The following is a 22,379-nucleotide window of genomic DNA, read 5'->3' on the forward strand; positions in this document are numbered from 1 at the left end:
AGCGAAAATCGCTATCTGCTTTTTTAGAATCCGGATATGACATAACGTTCGATTCCGAATAGTAATAGAGTGATCCCGAGACAAATGAGTAAGTTGCGTACGAACCAGCGACCTGTCATCGTCCGGTTCATGATTAGTTTCTCCAGTGTCAGATTGACGAGAAGCACACATAAGAAGATGACGCCAAACCAAATCATCCAGACACATCCTTTCCTTCTTCTTAACGAATCCAACAGCTAAAAGGTTTCGCGTCTGTCAGGAGCAGGAAATCATTCAGATGAACGGGAAGGAAACAAGCAGTCGATTTTACAAGGAGGAACATGACGATGAAACAAGCGGTGCTAGTGATTGATTTTCAACAGGAACTCGTTGACGGGAACACGGAAGAACGTCCGGTATACTTAAAAAAACAAGTCGCGCATGTCATCGAAGCAGTCGTACTTGAAGCAGACGAACGGAACATCCCGGTCGTTTTCATTCGGGATCTGGACGTCGCTGGCGGAACAGGACCTGGGTTTGCAGTCCATGACTCGATTCCCGTTCCAGCGTCGAGTGTCACGTTTGATAAAGCGGCGACGAATGCGTTTCATGGCACCCCCTTGCTTGATTATCTACGCCAAGCATCGATTGAACATCTGATCGTCTTAGGCTGTAAGACGGAACACTGCATCGATACTGCGGTGCGCAGTGCGACGGTGCATGGTTTTGATGTCACACTCGTCGCCGACGGGCATACGACGAACGGGTCCGATGTCCTGACGCCGGAGCAAATGATCGCCCACCACAATCAAGTCTTGCACGGTCATTATAACGTCGAGCACTTTGCGATTGTTCGTCCGTCGACGGAAGATGTCTTCACCCCAACCCACAATGATTACCGGACATGAAGAGGAGAATAAGATGATTGAATTACAAAAAATAACAGCGCCCGATTACGAACGCTACGCAACGCTCGTCCAAGACGAACGTGTCATGCGTTACATCACGGAACAGGCATTAACAGATGCGGAAACGAAACAGCGCTTTGACCGAATCCTTGAACAACAGCAGCACGACCGACTCGGATCGTATTTGATTTATGCCGAAGAGACATGGATTGGAATCGGACACATGACCCGGAGTCAAACGCAACCGTTCGAAGCAGAGCTCGGTTACATGCTGCTACCCGATCAGTGGGGACGCGGATACGGCACAGCGATTGCAGAGCGTCTCTTACAGTTAGCGATAGAAGAAGAGCTACAGGTCGTCACGGCAACGATTGATCCAGCGCATGAAGCATCGCGCCGTATTTTGATCGGATTAGGTTTTGAATCGACCTATGTTGGACCGATTGACGGTCTACCAGGTGAAACGCTACAGAAAATAGTGGGGACGACGGAATGACACGAGACGAATGGATTGAACATTTTCAACTCGACGTCGCAGCATGCGCGACTGTCGACGAATCGTATAGTTCTGAAGTCGATCGTCTCGTCCTAACGGATGGTCAGGTCGTTTTCTTGAAGCGCCCGTATACGGCTGAAAAGTGGTACCGGGAACGTGGCTGGATTCATGCACTAGAAGGATCTGTACCCGTGCCGCACATCTTAGCTGAAGCAGCTCCCGGGCAGACGACAGGGGCGTTCGTACTTGCTGCCTTAGCGGGACAGGCACCGATCACGATGACTAAAAAATTGGCGTACGAAATTGGTCGAACGCTCACAATGCTGCATACGTGTACAGGAGAAGCTTACGGCGAGTATACGGAGGATGGATTTTATGCCTATCCGGTTCAGGATTGGCGACGCTTCCGGAATGAAAAACTCGAGGGGTTCATGCCGTTCATCACATCCGAACTTGATCCCGTTTTTTTAGAGAACATCCAAACAGAGTTAGTCAGACGAGAACAGTCGTTACCGGAGCCTTCACGTCCCGTTGCCACACATTGTGACTTCCGCCTAGCAAATTTACTGACGGTAGGTGATCAAGTCACAGGGGTGATCGATTTCGAGACGACCCGCTACGGGGCCGTCGAGATGGACTTCACGAAGATCGTCCGTAATCTCAATACGTTCGGTTCCGCTTACGTCACGGCATTTCAAGAAGGATACGCGACGTTACACCCAGACGTGCCAATCGAGACGTATCTAGCATACTATCGTTTGTGGGAAGCACTCACGGCCGTCGGGTGGTGCATCAAACGTGGACTAGGAGAGCACCGGGTGTTCTTTGAGGAGAACATCATGCTCATCGAGCAGGAATTACAGATGACGAGCATATCGGACGGGTATTGATTCACCCATGTCTTGGAAGAAACCTCTATACTTAGGGAAATGAGGAATATGAGGGGGAAGCGAGATGACAGGGAAACGAATCGGAATCATCGGTGGTGGACTCGCCGGAATCTTTGCGGCACGTCAATTGCAGGCAGCAGGACATGCTGTTGAAATCATCGAAAAAAGCCAGAGCGTCGGGGGGCGAATGGCAACTCGTCGGATTGATCAAGGAACAGCGGATCATGGTGCCGTCTTCTTTACAGTTCGGACGGAAGAGTTGGAACGCGAAGTCGACGAATGGCTTGAGAAGGGATGGGTTCGTAAGTGGTTCGGAACGGATTTTCCACGCTATGTCGCAACGAATGGTATGAATCAACTCGTACAAGCGATTGGTCGAGGGATTCCCGTCCAGTTGAATGAACAGGTCACGCATATTACGGCAACAGAGGACGAACTCGTCACACAAGCTACGGATCATCAAGGTACGTATGATGCGTTACTCGTGACGGCGCCTGTGCCGCAAGCATATGAACTGTTGCAGTCTTCTGATCTGGCGCTTGGAGATGACGATCATGAGCAGTTGCGCCAAGTGACGTTCGAGCCGACATTCGTGGGTCTGTTTGAAATCAAAGAGCGACTGACGATCGGGGAAGTCGGCCTACAAGACGAACAACTCGTCGATGGGATGTTAAAACTCGTCAATAATGCCGAGAAGCAGATTTCGAAGACGACACTCTTGAGCGTCTATATGACAGCTCGCTTCAGTGAAGACTGGTACGAGCGTTCGGAAGAAGAGACACTCGCTGAAGTCGAGCGGCTGTTACAACAGCAACTCGGACCGGTGACGATTGTTTCGCGTCAGCTCAAACGTTGGCGTTACGCTCAGGCACGTGCGGTTTACCGGACACCGCATTTGAAACTAGCGGCACATCCGCTTTGGCTTGCCGGGGATGCGTTCCTTGAAGCCGATGATGCGTCAGGGCGGACGCGCGTCGAGAGTGCTGTCATCTCCGGATTACGCGTCGCAGAGGCGATTGATACCCACTTACGTCAGACGGTGACAGCGACGGAATGAACGACAACATGCACTTCTTTTCTGAATCGAGAAGAAGCGCATGTTTTTTTGTTACTCACGATCATCCCCCCTGGAAGTGTTGCTCACTCCAAGCTGCCATTTGGTCAAGAATCGGTAAAAAACTATGTCCGGCATCCGTCAGGGAATATTCAACTCGAGGAGGAACTTCGCCAAAGACGTGTCGTTGAATCAAACCGTCCGCCTCGAGCTCGCGAAGCTGACGCGTTAATGTTCCTTTAGAGATGCCTGTTAATTGTTGCAGTTCATGAAAACGATGCGTCCCGTGTGTCAGGTGCCAGAGCAAGATGATCTTCCATTTGCCAGCGACCATCTGTTGGACCCGAGTGACTGGACAAGCCGTCCGTTGATTAGTTGTTGAATCGAATACAGCCACGTTCATCCTCTCCCATTGGTTCGTTTTGAGGGACCTAGTTTCAGATAAGTGCCTACTTTTTTTAGTGTATCACCTGGCGTATCATGAAGAACAACATCAAACTTCAAAGGAGTGGTTTCATCATGAAATGGTTAATTACAGGAGCAACCGGAAAATTAGGTGCACGGATCGTGCAACATCTCAGTGAACAAGTCGGCATCGAACATGTAGCGGTTAGTGTCCGTGACGTTGAAAAAGCGGCAACCCTTACGACGCAAGGAATCGATGTCCGGCATGGTGATTTTGATCAGCCGGAAACACTCGGACACGCGTTTCAAGGCATCGATCGTCTGCTGATCATCTCGACGGACGGTGAAGAAGCAACACGGATCCGGCAACATCAAGCCGCTGTCACGGCAGCACAAGCGGCAGGCGTCAAGCTGATCGGCTATACGAGTATCGCCAATGCGGCACACAGTACGAACGGACTTGCGCGAACACATCGGGTCACAGAAGAAGCGATTCAAGCGACAGGTATCCCGTATGTCTTTTTCCGCAACAACTGGTATCTCGAAAATGAACTCGGAACGATTGATGCCGTTTCACAAGGCGCAGATTGGTTAACGGCTGCAGGTGAAGGAAAAGTCGGATGGGCGTTACAAGATGAGTATGCATTGGCGATTGCGACGGGGCTGACGCTTGAGCATCCAAAAGCGATCTATGAACTATCGGGACCGTTGCATACACAAGCAGAACTTGCGACTGCAGTCGGAACAGTGCTTAACCGACCGGTCGCTTTAGATGAAGTAGATGGCGCGACCTATGGCGAACGGATGCAAGCAGCTGGCTTACCTGACTTCTTGATTCCAATGTTAACTGGTATCCAGGCAGATATCGCAGCAGTGACCCTTGCAGTGGAAAGTACTGATTTTGAAGAATTACTCGGTCGTCCTGTGACGACGCTAGAAGAGGGAGTCCGTCTCCTTTTGAAAAGATAAGTTCATCTGAACGTTTTTAGGATGAACGAGTAGGGTAAACCCCTTTTAGAAGCAATTGAAGGAGGAACCCTACCATGAAACTGTCATCCTATCGTGTTAAGGAAGGCGAGCAAGTCTCGTTTTCGAATTACCCGACATCAGAAAAACATGAGATTTCGGAAGCGGAATTGCGAGAGAAGCGGATTCCCAAAAGTGTCGAGACGTTACAAGAGTTACACTGGCGTTTGCATGCTGAAGAAAAGAACGGCGTCCTCGTCATCCTGCAAGCGATTGATGCAGCGGGGAAGGATGAGGCGATCAGCTACATCTTTTCCAACTTGAACGCACAAGGACTTCGGACGATTTCCGTTAAAAAACCGTCGGATACGGAGCAAAAACATGATTATCTATGGCGGATCCACGAAGGACTACCGGAAAAAGGGGAAGTCGGCATCTTGAACCGTTCCTATTATGAGGAAGTCATTGCGCCACGAATCCATGATTTGCTCGAAGAGGAAGAAAAGCCGGATGACGGAGATGTGTGGCAGATGCGCTATCGCCAAATCAATGACTTTGAACGCTATCTCGTCGAGAACGGCTTCCGGGTCGTCAAGTTTTTATTCCATGTCTCAAAAGAGGAGCAACGGCAACGATTGTTGACTCGTCTGAAGGATCCAACGAAAAACTTCGAATTCTCGTTCAGTGATATTGAGGAGCGCAAGCACTGGGATGAATACCATGAGATTTTTGCTGAGCTTGTCTCGGCGACGTCGACATCGTATGCACCGTGGTACATCTTACCGGCAGATGACGAATGGTATTCCCGCTATATCGTCACCGAAGTCATGAATGACGTCCTGAAGGAAATTGATCCGCAATATCCGAAGTTGTCGGAAGAGGATCAGGAACAACTAGATGAAGCGATTAAACGATTGGAAGAAGAAGCATAAATCATTTACACCAAAAACGATTGCTCTCTTGCTGAGAACAATCGTTTTTTTTGATGCATTTGGCTTTGTATGAATTTTTTCAGTTATCATGAAGCATGAACTTATTCACATCTCAGGACAAATGTCCTGTTCAAATCAGAGTGACTCTCGTTAAATGAAAGTATCATGGAACAAGAGAGGAGTATGCACATGCGTGGTGTCTTATTTGCGATTGCGGGTGGCTTTTTCTTAACGCTCCAAAGTGTCGCCAATGCCCGGATCAGTCAAACGATCGGGACATGGCAAGCGGCGACGATCACCCAGATGACTGGGTTCATCGTTGCGATCCTCTTAGCGATCGTCTTACGGGATCGCAGTTTTTCAGCGATGCGACGTGTCAAACCGCTCTATCTGGCAGGGGGAGCCTTTGCGGCGATTATATTATTTAGCAACATGACAGCGGTCCACCGGATGGGCGTGACCTTGACGATTTCGCTCTTTTTATTGGCGCAATTAGCGCTGGCACTCTGGATTGACGGAAGAGGCTGGTTCGGCGTCATGAAACGTCGACTGCGGGGTCCGCAGATCATCGGCATCTTGATGATGGTCGCAGGCATCTTCATCTTAAAGAGCTAAGGAGGAGAAGAAGTGACGGACATTGTGAGCTATTTGGAGCGGTATCAGTTAACGCATGTTTTTGACGCATCGCTACGCAAGGCGATGCACATTCAGACGTTCGCACCGGGTGAGGCTTTATGCCGACAAGGTGATGTTGCGCATGAACTCTACCTGCTCGTCGAAGGGAAATTGAAGATCACGCATATGTCGGCAACGGGGAAACGTCTCGTGTTGTCCTTCAAGCATCCGTTTGATCTCGTCGGTGATATTGAGTTCGTCCGAAAGATTGATTTGATGAACACGGTCGAGGCAGTGACACCAGTGACCGTCTTACACATTGCCTATCCGGATTTGGAAGAAGCACGTGTCCATCATTCTGCCTTTTTATTATTTTTACTCGAGACGATCACGAAAAAGTTTGAATTAAAATCGCATACGCTCAGCTTCAATCTGTTGTACCCGGTTGAAGTTCGGCTCGCCAGTTATTTGTTGTCGATGACACCTAATACGGATGCTTTTGCGAGTAAGGAACTCGTCGATGCGGCAGATTTGATCGGGACGAGCTATCGTCATGTCAATCGTGTCTTACGCCAGTTCGTCGACGATGGGTTGATTCGCCGAACGCAACATACGATTGAGATCATTGATCGAGACGGATTGATGGAACGAGTCGGAGAAAGCATTTACGAATGAAGGAGGTGCGACATGGTTACGGGAATCATCCTTGCCCTTTGTGGGGGCATGCTCGTCTGTATTCAAAATACGTTTAACGCAAAAGTCAAAGAACACGTCGGCGCTTGGGCGACGACAACGCTAGTCCTTGGACTCGGGTTTCTCGCTTCATTGACGATTGGTCTGATCGTCGAAGGATCACAACTGTTTGCACTAAAAGAGGCACAAACCTGGTTTTGGTTCAGTGGAATCATTGGTGTCGGCGTCGTTCTCTGTGTGACGCAAGGCGTTCAACAACTCGGACCGAGTCGTGCGATTTCGATCGTCATGGTATCACAAATCCTGTTTGCCTTACTGTGGGATACGCTCGGTTGGTTCGGTTTACAGACCGTTCCGTTTACGTGGACGAAAGCACTCGGCGTGCTACTGATTGGTGGCGGCGTGCTGTTATTTCAACTGGGCGGGAAAACAACGACTGTACAACACGTACGAAAAGGAGCTTGAATATGTTTTACACGACGGTATTATTCGATATTGACCACACATTACTCGATTTTGAAGCGACGGAACGGACTGCCTTTCGCCGCCTGCTCGAGCAACAAGAGTTGCAGTGGACGCCGGAGCGAGAAATGCGCTATAAAACACTCAATCAAGCGCTTTGGAAAGCACTCGAACGAGGCGAGGTGACACGCGAGGAAGTCATTCACTCACGGTTCGTGACGTTCTTCGCGGAAGAAGGACGGACGGTCGACGGACGAGAAGTTGACGAAACGTATCGCGGCTATCTCGCACAAGGAACGGAATTGATTCCGGGTGCGACGGCGCTACTTGAGCAGCTAACAGGAAACGTTACGATGTATGTCGTTACGAACGGTATTTCGAAGACACAACGCGCACGGCTCGATGGCGCTGGATTAACAGATTTCTTTGAAGGGATTTTCGTTTCAGAAGAGACAAGTTTTCAAAAACCGATGGCAGGATTTTTCAATCATGTGTTTGCACGGATTCCACAATTCGACCCAGCGCGAACGATCATCGTCGGGGATTCCTTGTCAGCTGATATCGCAGGTGGAATTCAAGCTGGTATCGCAACATGTTGGTTTAATCCAGAAGGAAAATCAGCGACGGATATCAAGCCGACGTTTATGATTACTTCGTTAGCCGAACTACCTGCGGTGCTTAAAAACGCAGCAGCCCTTCAACAATGAATCAAACCAACCGATAGGAGAGAGAAGGAAAGGGGGCGATCACTGTGCAACGATGTGATCAACAGACGCTGGAGGCAACTCCCGTCTAACTAAAAGGGGAAATGAACATGATTCAACTTGTACCGGTAACAGCAGAAAACTGGGAAGCGTGTTGTGAGCTGACACTGACAGCAGAACAGCAAGACTTCATGGAAGCGAATGTCTACTCGATCGCGCAAGCGAAGTTCGAACCTAGCCTTGTCCTTCGGGCGATCATGGCAGGTGAAGCCGTCGTTGGTTTTGTGATGTACAACACGGAGCTAGAAGAACTCGACGGCTACTGGATTTACCGCATCATGATCGATCAAGCGCAGCAAGGGAACGGGATCGGACGATTAGCGATGCAAGCTGTGATTGACGAGATGCGCGCGTTACCTGCTGCAAAACGAATCGTCGTCGGCTATCGACCGGATAATCAGGCGGCACACCGTCTGTATGCGAGTCTCGGCTTCATCGACCACGGGGATCGATTCGGTCGGGAAATGGCAGTACGATTAGACATTTGAAGTATGGAGGGACTCTTGAAACGCAAGAGTCCTTTTCTTTTGGATATTTTTTGAAACTTTTCTCGGCTCATCATGCTCTAATAAGTAAAGGGAGGGAACACGATGGACTTACGAAACGAGCACACGACACTCGTCCGCCGTGCGATGAAGCACGATGAAGCGGCGTTTGAGCAATTGGTGCTCCTACATAGCGAACAACTCTACCGAACAGCATATCTTTATGTGAAGAACGAACACGATGCCTTAGACGTCGTACAAGAGACAGTTTATAAAGCGTTCATCTCCATCGAACAAGTGAAGGAACCGAAACATTTCGTGACATGGCTCACGAAAATCCTCATTCGTAATTGTTATCGTGTGTTGGAAAAACAACAACCAATAGATGACATCTTACTTCATGTTCCGGTACAGGAAGACCAATCGCGAGACGAACATCTCGATCTCGTGCATGCTTTATCGCATTTGCGAAAAGAATATCGGGATGTCTTAGTTCTTTTCTATTTTCATGATATTCCGATGAAAGAGATCGCAAGCTTCATCGGCATTACCCTCAATACGGTCAAGACGTACTTAAAGCGAGGACGCGAAGAATTGAAGATACAGTTAGGAGGAATGGATTATGGCACAGCACGATCTACGAAATGACTATGAAAAAATTCCTGTTCCAACGAACGCCTTACAAGACCGGATTCGTCAAGGCATTACGCAAGGTGTAGCGGAACGACAACACGTACGTCCTCGTCGGAAACAGTACGTAGCCATTGCGGGTCTTGCCGCCTCGCTATTCGTGACGACGTTCATCGTTCCACCGTTCGCTTCCGCGATGTCGCATGTTCCATTGATTGGTGGACTGTATCGTCCCTTTATAGAACAGGGCACAGTCGGTACGGAAATCGAGAAGAAACAACTTGCAACAGCAATTGATCAGACGGTAACGGATCAAGGCATTACGATCAAGATCGTCGACGCCTACTATGATGGTACGACGATCGGGATGAACTTGACGGCAACTGGTGTACCAGACGTCAACGAAACGAAACGAGCTGCTTTTTATGAAGTGTTCAAAGGGGATAAACGATTCGAAGGTACTGAAAATCAAGAACTGGCATATTTCAAACAGGACGGTAAGGTTTGGAAAGCACGAATCGAATATGATGTCGGCTTACAGAAATTAAGTGATTCCATGCAGGTGCCACTCGTGATTTCGGAAATGTTTGGTCTAGACGGGAACTGGCAATTCGAGGTTCCGGTCAAACGATTGCAAGCCATTGAACAGACGTTTAATACGACGGTGAAGAATCCTGATCATGCGGTCGATATCACGTTGAAACAGATGACAAAAGGACAGGCAAGTACGACGTTTGATTATACGGCAGTTTATCCGAAGGCGGATCAGTATTGGCTAGAACTGGCTCTATTTGATGATAAAGGGAAAGAAATCATCAAAAACTGGTCAGTCGGAACATCGTTAGTAAGTGGTACAGTTACCGGGTCGCAACGAACGGATGTCTCGCGGATTCGATTCGGAAATTATGTCATTCCATCCGGGTCCTATACGTTGCATCCTTCTTTGAGCCTTTCACCGAAGACACATTGGCTGTCACTAAAGAAGACATCCTTCCCTTATACGCAACAAGATGCGCATCATCCATTGAAGATGACGATTCAACAGGTAGAGACGTCCGGTTCTCACGTACAAGTCGATTTCTTGACGAACTCGGATCAAAAAAATTCAGATATCAAGTTGGATGTTAAAAACAGTATGTTCCTGATTCAAGGAAACGAACTACCGGATGGTCGCGAAATCAAACCGACTGTTGAAGTCATCGATGCGAAACAAAAGCTACTACGGGCGACGTTCACGTTATCGGCGTCACAAATAGATGCAATCGATGACTTCTATCTACAAACCGGCTATTCCAACACTGTGACGAATACACCAATCGACTTGAAGCCGATTCCGTTCACCGTCGATTAAACAGGAGACTCCTGGCATGCTGTCGAACTAGAATCAACAGTGAGCAACAAAGGAGCCTGATGAGATGGAAGTACGTCAAATGACAGCGGACGATTACCCGGAAGTCGTTCGGATCTACGAACAAGGGATAAAGACGGAGAACGCGACGTTTCGCACGGAGGCATTGCCGTACGAAGAATGGACGAAGCAACACCACGCACACAGCCGCCTCGTTGCGATGGAAGACGAGCAACTGCTCGGTTGGGTCGCGTTAAGTCCATTCTCTTCGATTCCGGCATACGCCGGTGTCGCTGAAATCAGCCTCTATATCGCGGAAGAAGTACGCGGTAAAGGGGTCGGCACACGCTTGATGGACGACGTCATTCAAGCAAGTGAAGCAGCTGGAATCTGGACGTTGCAATCGCAAGTTTTTCCGGAAAATCAAGCGAGTCTGCGCCTTCATGAACGTTTTGATTTTCGGGAAGTCGGTCGCCGGGAGCGAATTGGTCGGCTCGGAGGCAGATGGCGCGATACGGTATTGCTTGAGCGACGTAGCACATATCTCTAAAATTTGGCAAGTGGACACAATGTTCCCTTGCCTTCTTTGTGTTGAAAGCGAGGGATAACGGGAAAAGACAGACAGCAGAAGAAGGGGGAGGGATCACGATGGATGATTTTTTTGGTGAAGGACTCGAGACCAATCAACAAAAACGGAAACGCAAACTGGAGGAAATCTTTGATCAGTCGTTTGAATCGGAGCGACGGGATTTCAATCAATCGCTGGAGCAGGACGTGACGGTTGCTTTGATCGGAGACGTCAATGCGGGGAAATCCTCAACCTTGAACGCGATTCTTGGTCGCGAAGTCGCAACGGTCGGGGCGCGCCCGGGTGAAACGATTCGCATCGATCAAGTCCGGCAGCATCCGGAGGATAAAGTCATCTTCGTCGATACACCAGGATTGAATGATGCCAATACACAGAACTCGGAAGCGACGTGGACGTACTATCAAAGTGCCGATGTCATCCTTTATTTTTTAAATGCGGCAGGTACCGTTTTATCTGAGACGGAGACGAAAAACTTTCGAAAAATCTATCAACATAACCAAAATGTCTTGATCGTCGTGACGAAGATGGATGCGACGGATGATGTCGACACGATCGTTCGCCATATTGCAGAAAAACTACCAGGACCAAAAATCATTCCCGTATCAGCACGAGAAGGAACGAATATTGATCGGCTCCGCCGGGAGGTCCTCGATATCTTAAAAAAGTTCGACAAGGATAATGTGTTCGTTCGCCAGATGGATCCGACCGTTCGCGGGAAGATCGCCAACAATTGGATCGTGGGTGCCGGAACAGCTGCTGGTGCGATCGGTGCTGTCCCGTTTCCAGGAGCTGATATCATTCCGTTGACTTCAATTCAAATCGGCTTGATGCTCAAGTTATCAAATCTGTATGAACGGCAGTTATCCAAGGAGAGTGCCAAAGAGTTGCTTGTCGTGACAATCGTCGGAAACTCCGGAAAGACGGCTTTTCGACAAATAGCGAAACTGGTTCCGGGATATGGTGCCGTCATTGCCGCGGGAGTCGCTTCGACCGCCACCCTTGCACTCGGATACGGAACGAAATATGTCTATGAGAATAAGCTCGAATTAACACCGGAACAACTAATGGGGTTCGTCAAACGATTCCGAAAGAAGGCGGAGGAGTCGTCAGAAGAGACAAACGAGTAATCCCCTTGCTATTCCATACAGCAATGAAGGGGGAGAACATATGACACGACTACTCGAAGAAATCAAACAGTATCAATCGGAATTCCGACAAAAGGCACCTGCTGAGAAACAACGGTTGATGGCGGAAGCGACAGCAGAACTGGCTGCTTCTGGTATCGCAAAAGGTCTAGGTGTCGGTGATACGATTCCACACTTTACGTTACCCGATGTATCTGGCAAGCCTGTGGCGATCGAGACATTACTCGAGCAAGGTTCTGTTATCTTAACGTTCTACCGGGGTGGCTGGTGTCCGTACTGCAATCTCGAGCTTCGCGCGTACGAACGGTAAATCGACCGAATCCGCGCTCAAAGAGCGACTGTCATTGCAATTAGTCCGGAGACAGCTGATTTTGCTGAGCAAACGGCGAATAAGAATGCGTTAAGTTTCCCTGTCTTAAGTGACGTTGATTTACATGTATCCCGTCAATTTGATTTGGTGTTCGACTTGCCAGATTATTTGATTGAGATTTACAAAGCATCGGGACTTGATGTAGCGAAGCACAATGGAAATGAGGATTGGCAGTTACCGAAACCGGCGACGTTTATCATTGATACGAATGGTGTGATTCGTTTCGCAGAAGTACCATCCGATTATACAAAACGCGTTGATCCAGAACACATCCTCCAAAACCTTGAACAGAATAAAAAGTATGAAGATTGACTTAAACGGTCTGGCTTCTCTCTACTTGTTGGGAGAAGTCAGACCGTTTGAAGTTTCCCTTTATTTTGTATCAAGAAGTACTCGTCTCAGCCATTCTTGAAATTTGAGATCAGTCTGTTGCCAATCCATTGCCCGTGCAAAATGATGAGCGGAGATGCGAATGGCTTCGTACTCCTCTGGATCTCGGAAGCAAGCTCGCATTTCGGCAGCGAGTGCACCAGGTGTTTTGTTTTTAGCCATGTAGCCTGTCATGCCGTACTGAACGGCGTCTCGGACACCAGGAGCATCATATACGATGGATGGTGTTCCGACCGCCGCCGCTTCAATAATAGAAAAACCTACGCCTTCACGTATGGAAGGGAAAAGGAGAGCGGTGGCACGACTCATCATGCGGCGCGTTTCTGTTTCAGTGACTGAATCGTAATATGTGATAGCATCCTTCACTTCTTTAGGAAGGGGAAGTGTAAGGTATTGCAAAAGATGAGAGCTGTTACGGATACCAATCAGCCAGAGGCGTGTCTCAGGAAACTCACGTTGGACCATGAGGAATGCCCCAATCGCATCTTGAAGTTCTTTTTCGTTCAGACGGTTGATATATAGAAAGGTTGGAACATGTTCTTTTAACTCCCATTCCTGTTCAGACCACGGGGAAAAGGAAAGTCCTGGCGGCAACATCGTGATATGACTGTTAGTAAAACCAGCACTTTGTAGTTCGTCTACAACAGAGGGGCTGACAGTCAAGGCATGACTATCTTTATACCAGCTTAACCGTCGAGTCTCTGTCCATTCGCCAAGCTTTGAAAAAGGAAACACAAGCGTCGTCGACCAACGCTCACGAATTAATTGATAAAGAAATAAAGTTCGTTTATGACGTGGAACATAAAGTGGTGTGAAGAAATGAAACCCATTCAAATGATCCAGAACTAAATCAATCGTTTTAGCATAAGACCAGTAATAATAAAGTGCATATGGAATAAGAGAAGCTGTCGTACCATAACGGAGGTAAGTGATACCATCTCGATACTCCGTCGGTGATCCGCCCTTGAATGAGACAGACAAATGGGTAACTCGGTAGGTAGTACTGACACGCCGCAACATTTCATGAATAAAAGTTTCAGCTTCTCCGGCTTGTGGATGTCGAGCATCACGCCAAGATAAAAAAAGTAGATGAGGTTTCATGTCGTACCTCCTTTGCGTAGAAAAAATTGGATCCGAAAGATCGGTTCTGCTACTAATCTTCTCTACAGTAGAAGGATATTCCTAGAAAATGCATCAAATCAATAGACTTCTGTTTCATCCATGATGTCCTGAAGCGTTACGTATAAAAGCTTTTGGGTAAAGAACAATAACGAAACGGGTAGGAGGAAAGCGCATGAAATGGAAGGGAAGAGAACGGAGTTCGAACGTCGAGGACCGGCGGGGAATGGGTGGGAAAGGAATCGCCGGTATCGGCGGTGGTGTCGGGATCATCCTGCTGATCGTCATCACTTTGATGGGTGGTAATCCAACTGAACTACTCGGAGACTTAACCGGTGGGGATCAGCAAAATACGACGTATGAGGAAACAGCGCAGGAAAAAGAAGCAGCGGACTTCGTCTCCGTCGTCTTGGCTGATACGGAACGAGTCTGGACGAAAGAATTTAAAGAAGATGGTAAGACCTATAAAAAACCGACACTCGTCTTATATACGGATCAAGTTAGTTCGGCTTGCGGACAAGCAGGGAAGTCCGTCGGTCCCTTTTACTGTCCCGGTGATCAGAAATTATACATTGATTTAAGCTTTTATGATGAACTGCAGACGAAATACGGAGCACCGGGCGATTTTGCGATGGCGTATGTCATTGCGCATGAAGTAGGGCATCATGTCCAGACGTTACTTGGAAAATCGGATGAGATCATGCCACTTCGAAAGCAAATGAGTGAGGAGAAGTTCAATAAATACCTCGTTCGATTCGAGCTACAGGCAGATTATTATGCCGGCGTCTGGGCGCATCACGCGCAAGGAGAAAACTTGCTCGAAGAAGGCGATCTTGAAGAAGCGTTGACAGCAGCCAATGCTGTTGGGGACGATACGTTACAAGAGAAAGGACAAGGATATGTCGTACCGGAAAGTTTCACTCACGGCACATCGGCGCAACGAGAGCGTTGGTTCCAAAAAGGCTTTGATAACGGCACGATCGAAGGTGGAGACACATTCAAAGCGAAGAATCTATAAAACGAAATAAAGACATACCTTTTGAAACATTTTCCAGTCGTTTCCGTAAAGAAGAGAGAAGGATTCAAAGGGGAGTGTCGAAGTTGAAGCACATCAGTCTATTTTTTGTTGCTGTATACGGCTGTCGTCGTATTGACGTACATCGTGTCACGATTTGCGCCAAACTTGTTGGTATACATGGTCTATATCGCGATTGCGTCGTTACTCGTCATCACGGGCTACTTGCTGAAGCGACTCGTAATCAAACGTTAGAAATCAAAAAAACTGTGTTCTGCTTAAAAGCGGGACACAGTTTTTTGCTGATATGAACTTACCTTATGAACGGAACATCGTCGGATCATCTGGAACGTTCTCCAGGTAAGCGATCCGTCCGTTTTCATCGAGACGTGCGATATCTTTTCCGTCTTGCGTGAAGACACTACCGTCTGCCCGTTTTCCGCAAACTGCCCAGCGTGTTTCATACGTTCCTGGTGTTGTTTCTTCCCAGCCCGCATACATGTGCTTAATGTCTTGATTCGCTGTAAACACATGACGGACGAACTGTTTCCAGGCGTCGATGCCATGCTTTGGTTGTCCGTTCAGAACGAACGTGATGTCTGTCGTGAATAAGGAAACGAGATCCTCAAAAGCTTGTGCGTCCGTACGTGACGCGTCGAATAAGTCAAAATAACGATTCAATACCATAGTAAAAACCTCTTTCTGTTCATTAAAGTGTCATCATCCGGTCTGTGATTAACGCATGCAACCGTTCTAAATGTTTCGGTGGACAGGAGGCATCGATTGCTTGACGGATCGATCCGATCGATTCGCGCTTTAAAGTCGATTCCCACGCCTCTTCCGCCTCTGTCATCAGATTCGAGAGTAGACCGATTTCCTGTTCCTGAATTCCCATCAAATCCTCGAAGACACCGCTTGACGCATACAACGTCTGCTTGCCTTCAATTGCTTGATAAACGTCAAAGATTTGAATTTCGTCTGCCGGACGCCGTAAGCGAAAGCCCCCTTTGACGCCCGGTACGGAATACAACAGATCCGCCTGAACGAGTTTTCGTAAGAGTTTTTGAAAATAGGTTGGCGAGGCACCGAGTTGCTGGCTGATGAATTCACCGGACAACACAGCGCGATCCGGAAGGAAGGTCAAGAGCAACATCGCATAGACGGATTGCTCAACCCCAGTTTTCATTTGCATGAGAAGTCTCCTTTCGTTAAACGTGGATAATGTATATCCATAATTGTTTTATTCGAAAGGATTGTCGAGTCATATGCTCTCACAAAACCGTCACACCTTTTCGACAGCATCTGCATGGCATCCCCGTTCCGGATTCGGTATACTGAATGTACGATATGTGAAAATATTCACTAAAAGTCGTTCACACTTTGTGAAAGGACGTTTGTATATGAATCCATTAAAAGGAATCGTTAAGATTCCACGCAGTATTCTCATTCAATTCATCATGGCAGCTTTCCTGATGGGGGTTGCGGTCGTCGGTCAATCGTATGGTATCGTGTTGACGGTTGATCGGATTTTCCTGAAGGAACAACCGTTTGAAGCCGTCATTCCGTTACTACTCGTCGTCCTCGGGATGCTGTTGCTCCGGGTCGCCGTGACGTATTGGAACGGTCGTCTCGGTACGACGTTATCGGCACACATGAAGCAGGCGCTTCGGGAAGCACTCGTCGCGAAATACACGGGTCGCTCGGTCGAAATGATGCTACAAGGGCAAGCAGGACAGAAGGTCAGTGTCTTGCTCGACGCAGTAGACGAGATGGACAGCTATTACAGTCAATACTTGCCGAAAGTCGTTCAGACGACGATCGTTCCCTTGATGGTCTTGATCGCGGCATTCAGCTATGACTGGATCACCGGTCTCGTCATGATGATCACAGCACCGTTCATTCCGTTGTTCTATATCATCATCGGAATCATGACGCAAAAGCGGGCGGATGCTCAACTCGAGAAGATGACGGCATTCTCGGGAACATTCCTTGATACGTTGCAAGGACTGACGACCTTGAAGTTATTTGGTCGTGCGAAACGACAACGTGACGTCATCGAAAAAAGCAGTCTTGATTTCCGGGATGCGACGTTAACGGTCTTGAAGCTCGCCTTCTTGTCATCGTTGATGCTTGAGTTCATCTCGATGCTCAGCATGGGAATGATCGCACTTGAAGTCAGTCTACGCTTGATTCTGTTCCAAAGCATCACCTTCATCCCGGCATTCCTGATGCTCGTATTGGCACCAGAGTACTATCTTGCCTTAAAAGAGATGGGTGCTGCCTTCCATACAGGACGCGGTAGTGTCGCGGCAGCGAAACAGATTGCAGCCGAACTAACGGCAGACGATCGTCCTGTTGCCTTTGGTCAATCAGAACTTGCGATGAACCGTCCACCACGAATCGTTTTGGATGAAGTTGATTTTACGTATCAAGAAGGACGTTTTGCCTTACAAGACGTGACACTTGCGATTGAGCCGTATCAAAAGGTGGCGTTGATTGGTCGCAGTGGTGCCGGTAAGTCGACTGTCTTACAGTTGATTGCCGGACTCGCGGATCCAAAAGAAGGACGGATTCTGCTCGACGGGATTAATCGCAGTCAGGTGGAGGAAGCGAGCTGGTTCCGTCAGTTGAGCTACATCTCGCAGCATCCGTATCTGTATGCCGGAACGCTGGCAGAAAACATCGCGATCGGTGAACTCCGTCAAGCGACGCCGGAAGAGATCTTTGAGGCGGCGCAGGCAGCAGGGCTCGAGGAGCTGATTGCGACGTTACCTGAAGGGATCGACACGGTGATCGGAGAAGGTGGACGTGGTCTATCAGGTGGCGAGAAACAGCGCGTTGCGTTGGCACGCGCGTTCTTGAAACGACCGAACGTCATCGTCTTTGATGAACCGACGACAGGACTCGACGTCAAAACGGAGCGATTGCTTCAACAAGCGATCGAACAGCTTGGACAAGCAGCGACAGTCATTACTGTCGCACACCGCCTGCATACGATCGAGCGCTCAGATCAAATCGTCGTTCTCGACGGCGGACGAATCGTCGATCGTGGCACCCATGATGAATTGCTTGGTCGCGATTCGGAATATGCGCGGATGCGTAGCGTCCAGAGAGGGGAGGAAACACGATGAAGGAATTATTAGGAGTCTTTCGGTTGATGGTGCATCAAAAACGCGATATCGCCTGGTCGATCTTCTTCGGTGTCCTCGCCGGTGTGACAGCGGTCGGTTTATTCGCAGCAAGTGGATACCTGATTTCAAAGGCAGCCTTGTTGCCACCGATCCAGACGCTCGCTGTCTTGATTGCCCTGCAAAAAATCTCGAGTCTGACGCGCGCCGTCAGTCGGTATGCGGAACGTTATTATTCGCACCGGGCGACGTTTACGATCCTTAGTGATATCCGGACGTCGTTCTACCGGAGACTCGAGCCGCTCGCGCCAGGAATTTTCGGTAAATACCGGAGTGGGGACTTACTTGCTCGGATCGTCGGTGACGTCGAAAGTCTGCAAAATACGTTCTTACGTGTTCTCTATCCACCGATCGTCTTGTTGCTGGTCTTCTTCTGTACGATCTTTTTCGTCAGTTTCTTCTCGTGGACGATTGCCGGGATTCTACTACTTGGTTTGATTCTGACGGGTTTCTTGATTCCGGGTTGGTTCGCGTACCGCGAACAGCGTTTCGCACGCTCAGTTCGTGTCCGCCGTGGTGACTTGTCGACAGAAGTGACAGAGTTGTTCCAAGGCTATCGTGACTTAAAGATTTACCAGCAACTTGATCAAAAAGAACAGGACCTGAATGCCGTCGCGAAACGATATGTCGAGGAAGAAAAACGTAATGGTTTACACGCTGTTTCGAACTTGGCTTTGAATACGATGGTGACGCTCATCATCTCCTGGCTCGTTTTGGGTGTCGGTGCCTATTTCGTCGCGAGCGGACAACTCGAAGGGGTCTTCCTTGCCTTACTCGTCATGACATCACTGACGGTCTTCGAGAATGCGGCACCGATGGCGATCTTACCCGGCTTTTTTGAAGACAGCCGGCATGCTGCGAAACGACTTGATGAAGTCGTGACCGAGCAAGAAGAGCCAACTTATGACACGTTCGTTCTTGATCAGGCACTATCCTTTGAAACGAATGCATTGACGTTCACGTTCCCTGATGCACCGCGCCCGGTCTTACGTGACGTTACCGTCTCGATTCCTGCCGGCAAGAAGACGGCAATCGTCGGGGCGAGTGGTTCTGGGAAATCCACGTTACTTCAATTGATGTTACGGATGTATCCGACAGACGGATTAACGATTGCTGGTCAAGAGAGTCGGACGGTTGATCCGGAAGGGCTTTGGCAACACGCAAATGTCGTCTTGCAACAGAATCATTACTTTTATGGAACGCTTCGCGATAATCTATTGCTCGCGAACGAAGCAGCAACGGACGAGGCGATGCGTCAAGCGCTCGATGATGTCGGATTAACGACGTTCGAATTAAACGATCGTATATTTGAAAAAGGCGAGAACTTGTCTGGAGGAGAAAAGCAACGTTTAGCAATTGCTCGTGTGCTCTTGCGGGAAGCGTCGCTTTACTTGCTTGACGAACCGACGTCTTCCGTCGATGCTTTGACGGAACAGATGATTCTCAATCGATTGTTCGCACGGGCAGCGGACGCGACACTTGTCCTCGTCAGCCACCGGTTAGCGGGTCTTGAAGCGATGGATCAAATCATCGTCATGGATCAAGGTCACGTTATCGAAGTCGGAACATATACCGAATTGATGGCGCGACAAGGAGCGTTCTATGAGTTAAAACAAGTCGAACAGTCCGTGTTTGCTCCGATTGGATAAAGATATAGGATTGGCGATGACCCAATGTGGTGCATCGCCTTTTTTAGTTTATAAGGGAGAGCTGAAAAAGGCATGACAGTCTACTTTTGAAATGGTAAAGTCTAGAAAAAACGCGGAGGGATTTCATGCGCATTACACAATCATCTATCGTCGTCGATCAGACAACCGTTTCATACGATCATTTTCAAATGGGATCCAAACAGGTCTGCTTCTTGATCTCGGGAGCATCTTATTTGTACGACCATCCTTACTTTTACTATAGCCGGATGGCGTTACTAGCTCGAGACATCGATGTCATCTGTATTCACTATGTGACGGAAGATTTATTTTCGATGTCAGACACTGAATCGAATACCTGCATGACGCGCCGGGTCGACGCTGTCGTCTCTGAAGTGCTGGCGACACATACATACGAAAACGTTCAGTTCATCGCAAAGTCGTTAGGAACGATTCCGCTAGCGGCATTACTTGCTAAGCCGAGTCTACAGACAGCACGCTTTGTCTTCTTAACACCCGTCCTGACTGAAGTGGCTGAACAAATCGCCAATTCGTCGCAAGCTGGACTCCTCGTCATCGGAACAGCCGATAAGTTTTATGATGAAGCGGCACTTGAAACGTGTCGCACCTCACAACTGACGATTGATATCATGGAAGGAGCCAATCATTCCTTGGATCAAGGATTCGAGGTTGATCCATCGCTTGCGGTCCTAGGACATGTCGTTCGTCAAATCGAAGCGAGTTTGTTCGAACCACTACCTAAGTAACAAAAAATCCGTCCAGCAGAGCGCCTGCTGGACGGATTTTTTAGTATGGACGAAGTAAGGCACGGACGGGACTACCGTCGCCGTCGACGAGCGGAAGTGGAACAGCGTTGAGGTGGTAATCACCAGGCGTGATCGCATCCAGGACGAGTCCTTCAAGGATATGGACTCCATGCTGCGCCAGTGCGTGATGGGCCGCCATTTCCTTACTATCGATCGCATCGACGCTTGGTAAGTCGAGACCAATCAGCGAAATCCCGAGTTCTCCGAGACGCTCAGCAAGACTTGGCGTCAAGACGGGAATCGTTTCTGGGAACGTTGATTTGTCGATCCAACCATCCGTTTTGATGATCAAGCGCTGGACATCATTTAGCTCAAAGCCATCTAAATCAGCGGCTGTGATTTCTGTACGACCTGGTAAGTAAATGACGCGCGCATGTCCGATGTAGAGATCCGGATCAAGATCGATGATTTTTTGTCCGGCATCCTCAAAATGAAACGGCGCGTCGACATGAGTGCCAGTATGCAGACTCATCGTTACCTTTCCGACGTTAACGGAACCGGTGTCTGCCTTATTCCATGTCAATGTCGCTTCAAACGGTGTATCTCCCGGCCACGTCGTGACGTGGCGATCAAGTGGTTGTGAAACATCAATCCATCGTGTCATCGCTTCATCCTCCTCATAATGTCGTGCGGACTGACCACAGTTCCGGGAAGAATCGGTGGTCGAGCACACGTCGTAGATAACTGACACCAGAAGAACCGCCCGTTCCTGGCTTTTGTCCGATGATCCGTTCGACGGTACTCATATGGTTAAAGCGCCACATCTGTTGCTGGCTCCCGATATCCAGTAGTTTTTCACCGAGCTCATACAGATCCCAGTATTGTTCAACATCCCGATAGACGCTTGCCCAAGCTGCTTCGACACTTGCATTCGGCGTCCAGTCTTGCGTGACATCACGATCAAGGACGGATTGGTCGATCGGTAGCCCATGGCGCGCCATCGCTCGGATCGTTTCGTCGTAGATGCTTGGTGTCTTCAAGTCTTCGAGCATCATCGGATAGAGTGTTTCGTCATGCGCATACACTTTTAGCATCTGCTCATTCTTGAAGCCGAGCGTGAATTCGATTTGACGGTTTTGATACGATTGAAAACCGGATGAGTGACCAAGCGCGTTACGGAATTCTAGATATTCGGCAGGGGTCAAGGTCGACAAAACATTCCACGACTGAATCAACTGGTGCTGAATCTTTGAGATACGTGCGAGCATCTTAAACGACGATTCGAGATCATCGTTTGCGACCGCTTGCGTCGCTGCTCGCATCTCATGCAGGATCAGCTTCATCCAGAGTTCACTCGTTTGATGAATGATGATGAACAGCATCTCGTCATGATGCCCCGATAATCGATGTTGACTCGTAAGCAATGGATCTAGTTGCAAATAATCCCCGTAAGACATATCTTTCTTAAAATCCGTTTGAATCGATGCTTCAATAGACGTAGGATCTGTCTTTGTCATTCCCAT

Annotated in this window: 27 protein-coding genes and 1 pseudogene; 21 read left to right on the top strand and 7 right to left on the bottom strand. The window is 48.6% G+C overall.

Annotation, left to right across the window (positions count from 1 at the left end):
- Positions 1-23: 23 nt before the first annotated feature.
- Positions 24-197 (bottom strand): hypothetical protein, encoded by a 174-nt coding sequence (locus tag B3G15_RS00485; protein ID WP_156357224.1) that lies wholly within the window; start codon positions 195-197, stop codon positions 24-26.
- A gap of 129 nt (positions 198-326) precedes the next feature.
- On the opposite strand from B3G15_RS00485, the gene B3G15_RS00490 reads away from it, so the two are divergent.
- From B3G15_RS00490 to B3G15_RS00505, 4 genes are all read left to right on the top strand, one after another.
- Complete coding sequence (locus B3G15_RS00490; protein ID WP_290714343.1) at positions 327-887, top strand: isochorismatase family protein; 561 nt, start codon at positions 327-329, stop codon at positions 885-887.
- A gap of 13 nt (positions 888-900) precedes the next feature.
- Positions 901-1,383 carry a GNAT family N-acetyltransferase gene (locus B3G15_RS00495; protein ID WP_290714344.1) on the top strand — a complete coding sequence of 161 codons (483 nt, stop codon included), beginning with the start codon at positions 901-903 and terminating at the stop codon, positions 1,381-1,383.
- Entirely contained in the window at positions 1,380-2,273 is an 894-nt protein-coding gene (locus B3G15_RS00500) for a phosphotransferase family protein (RefSeq protein ID WP_290714345.1), read from the top strand. Before B3G15_RS00495 ends, B3G15_RS00500 begins: the two co-directional genes overlap by 4 nt.
- A gap of 64 nt (positions 2,274-2,337) precedes the next feature.
- Entirely contained in the window at positions 2,338-3,330 is a 993-nt protein-coding gene (locus B3G15_RS00505; RefSeq protein WP_290714346.1) for an NAD(P)/FAD-dependent oxidoreductase, read from the top strand.
- 61 nt (positions 3,331-3,391) lie between these two features.
- On the opposite strand, the gene B3G15_RS00510 is transcribed toward B3G15_RS00505, so the two are convergent.
- Positions 3,392-3,724 (bottom strand): winged helix-turn-helix transcriptional regulator, encoded by a 333-nt coding sequence (locus B3G15_RS00510; protein ID WP_290714347.1) that lies wholly within the window; start codon positions 3,722-3,724, stop codon positions 3,392-3,394.
- Between the two features lie 122 nt (positions 3,725-3,846).
- Between B3G15_RS00510 and B3G15_RS00515 the strand changes: the two genes are divergently transcribed.
- From B3G15_RS00515 to B3G15_RS00570, 12 genes and pseudogenes are all read left to right on the top strand, one after another.
- Positions 3,847-4,701, top strand: coding sequence for an NAD(P)H-binding protein (locus B3G15_RS00515; RefSeq protein ID WP_290714348.1), 855 nt, complete (start codon positions 3,847-3,849; stop codon positions 4,699-4,701).
- Positions 4,702-4,775: 74 nt separating this feature from the next.
- Positions 4,776-5,630 carry a PPK2 family polyphosphate kinase gene (locus B3G15_RS00520; RefSeq protein ID WP_050676896.1) on the top strand — a complete coding sequence of 285 codons (855 nt, stop codon included), beginning with the start codon at positions 4,776-4,778 and terminating at the stop codon, positions 5,628-5,630.
- Between the two features lie 189 nt (positions 5,631-5,819).
- Positions 5,820-6,245: a DMT family transporter gene (locus B3G15_RS00525; protein ID WP_023466686.1), complete on the top strand. Its 426-nt coding sequence runs from the start codon at positions 5,820-5,822 to the stop codon at positions 6,243-6,245.
- Between the two features lie 12 nt (positions 6,246-6,257).
- Complete coding sequence (locus B3G15_RS00530; RefSeq protein ID WP_290714351.1) at positions 6,258-6,920, top strand: Crp/Fnr family transcriptional regulator; 663 nt, start codon at positions 6,258-6,260, stop codon at positions 6,918-6,920.
- A 12-nt stretch (positions 6,921-6,932) separates the two neighbouring features.
- Positions 6,933-7,403 (top strand): DMT family transporter, encoded by a 471-nt coding sequence (locus B3G15_RS00535; RefSeq protein WP_023466690.1) that lies wholly within the window; start codon positions 6,933-6,935, stop codon positions 7,401-7,403.
- A 2-nt stretch (positions 7,404-7,405) separates the two neighbouring features.
- On the top strand, positions 7,406-8,107 hold the full coding sequence (locus B3G15_RS00540) for a YjjG family noncanonical pyrimidine nucleotidase (protein WP_290714354.1): 702 nt from the start codon (positions 7,406-7,408) through the stop codon (positions 8,105-8,107).
- 107 nt (positions 8,108-8,214) lie between these two features.
- A complete protein-coding gene (locus tag B3G15_RS00545) occupies positions 8,215-8,652 on the top strand; it encodes a GNAT family N-acetyltransferase (RefSeq protein ID WP_133208220.1) in 438 nt (145 codons plus the stop codon).
- A gap of 102 nt (positions 8,653-8,754) precedes the next feature.
- Positions 8,755-9,297 (top strand): sigma-70 family RNA polymerase sigma factor, encoded by a 543-nt coding sequence (locus B3G15_RS00550; RefSeq protein ID WP_050676900.1) that lies wholly within the window; start codon positions 8,755-8,757, stop codon positions 9,295-9,297.
- Positions 9,272-10,630, top strand: a complete 1,359-nt coding sequence (locus tag B3G15_RS00555) for a DUF4179 domain-containing protein (RefSeq protein ID WP_290714358.1) — start codon at positions 9,272-9,274, stop codon at positions 10,628-10,630. The genes B3G15_RS00550 and B3G15_RS00555 overlap by 26 nt, the downstream gene beginning before the upstream one ends.
- Positions 10,631-10,694: 64 nt before the next feature.
- Positions 10,695-11,177, top strand: a complete 483-nt coding sequence (locus tag B3G15_RS00560) for a GNAT family N-acetyltransferase (protein WP_290714360.1) — start codon at positions 10,695-10,697, stop codon at positions 11,175-11,177.
- A 98-nt stretch (positions 11,178-11,275) separates the two neighbouring features.
- Complete coding sequence (locus tag B3G15_RS00565) at positions 11,276-12,343, top strand: YcjF family protein (RefSeq protein WP_290714362.1); 1,068 nt, start codon at positions 11,276-11,278, stop codon at positions 12,341-12,343.
- A 118-nt stretch (positions 12,344-12,461) separates the two neighbouring features.
- Positions 12,462-13,043: pseudogene (locus tag B3G15_RS00570) on the top strand (peroxiredoxin-like family protein).
- 60 nt (positions 13,044-13,103) lie between these two features.
- Here B3G15_RS00570 and B3G15_RS00575 read toward each other — a convergent pair.
- Positions 13,104-14,222 (bottom strand): glycosyltransferase family 4 protein, encoded by a 1,119-nt coding sequence (locus B3G15_RS00575; protein ID WP_214861602.1) that lies wholly within the window; start codon positions 14,220-14,222, stop codon positions 13,104-13,106.
- Positions 14,223-14,415: 193 nt separating this feature from the next.
- Here B3G15_RS00575 and B3G15_RS00580 point away from each other — a divergent pair, with 193 nt between their 5' ends.
- Entirely contained in the window at positions 14,416-15,258 is an 843-nt protein-coding gene (locus B3G15_RS00580) for a KPN_02809 family neutral zinc metallopeptidase (RefSeq protein ID WP_056064528.1), read from the top strand.
- Between the two features lie 105 nt (positions 15,259-15,363).
- On the top strand, positions 15,364-15,510 hold the full coding sequence (locus B3G15_RS00585; RefSeq protein WP_290714368.1) for a hypothetical protein: 147 nt from the start codon (positions 15,364-15,366) through the stop codon (positions 15,508-15,510).
- A gap of 63 nt (positions 15,511-15,573) precedes the next feature.
- Here the strand turns inward: B3G15_RS00585 and B3G15_RS00590 are convergent, their stop codons facing one another.
- On the bottom strand, positions 15,574-15,942 hold the full coding sequence (locus B3G15_RS00590; protein ID WP_029343141.1) for a nuclear transport factor 2 family protein: 369 nt from the start codon (positions 15,940-15,942) through the stop codon (positions 15,574-15,576).
- 22 nt (positions 15,943-15,964) lie between these two features.
- Entirely contained in the window at positions 15,965-16,447 is a 483-nt protein-coding gene (locus tag B3G15_RS00595) for an Rrf2 family transcriptional regulator (protein WP_290714371.1), read from the bottom strand.
- A gap of 208 nt (positions 16,448-16,655) precedes the next feature.
- On the opposite strand from B3G15_RS00595, the gene cydD reads away from it, so the two are divergent.
- The 3 genes from cydD (at position 16,656) to B3G15_RS00610 (ending at position 20,856) form a co-directional block, all read left to right on the top strand.
- Positions 16,656-18,386, top strand: a complete 1,731-nt coding sequence (gene cydD, locus B3G15_RS00600) for a thiol reductant ABC exporter subunit CydD (RefSeq protein WP_290714373.1) — start codon at positions 16,656-16,658, stop codon at positions 18,384-18,386.
- Positions 18,383-20,092, top strand: a complete 1,710-nt coding sequence (gene cydC, locus B3G15_RS00605; protein WP_290714375.1) for a thiol reductant ABC exporter subunit CydC — start codon at positions 18,383-18,385, stop codon at positions 20,090-20,092. Before cydD ends, cydC begins: the two co-directional genes overlap by 4 nt.
- A gap of 125 nt (positions 20,093-20,217) precedes the next feature.
- Positions 20,218-20,856 carry a cyclase gene (locus tag B3G15_RS00610; protein ID WP_215148519.1) on the top strand — a complete coding sequence of 213 codons (639 nt, stop codon included), beginning with the start codon at positions 20,218-20,220 and terminating at the stop codon, positions 20,854-20,856.
- A 40-nt stretch (positions 20,857-20,896) separates the two neighbouring features.
- Here the strand turns inward: B3G15_RS00610 and kynB are convergent, their stop codons facing one another.
- Together kynB and kynA are read right to left on the bottom strand one after the other, a co-directional pair.
- A complete protein-coding gene (kynB, locus tag B3G15_RS00615; RefSeq protein ID WP_290714379.1) occupies positions 20,897-21,520 on the bottom strand; it encodes an arylformamidase in 624 nt (207 codons plus the stop codon).
- Positions 21,521-21,533: 13 nt separating this feature from the next.
- Positions 21,534-22,373, bottom strand: coding sequence for a tryptophan 2,3-dioxygenase (gene kynA / locus B3G15_RS00620; RefSeq protein WP_290714381.1), 840 nt, complete (start codon positions 22,371-22,373; stop codon positions 21,534-21,536).
- Between the last annotated feature and the right edge of the window lie 6 nt (positions 22,374-22,379).

The organism is Exiguobacterium sp. UBA1053, from assembly GCF_002316465.1.
GTDB classification, from domain to species: domain Bacteria; phylum Bacillota; class Bacilli; order Exiguobacteriales; family Exiguobacteriaceae; genus Exiguobacterium_A; species Exiguobacterium_A abrahamii.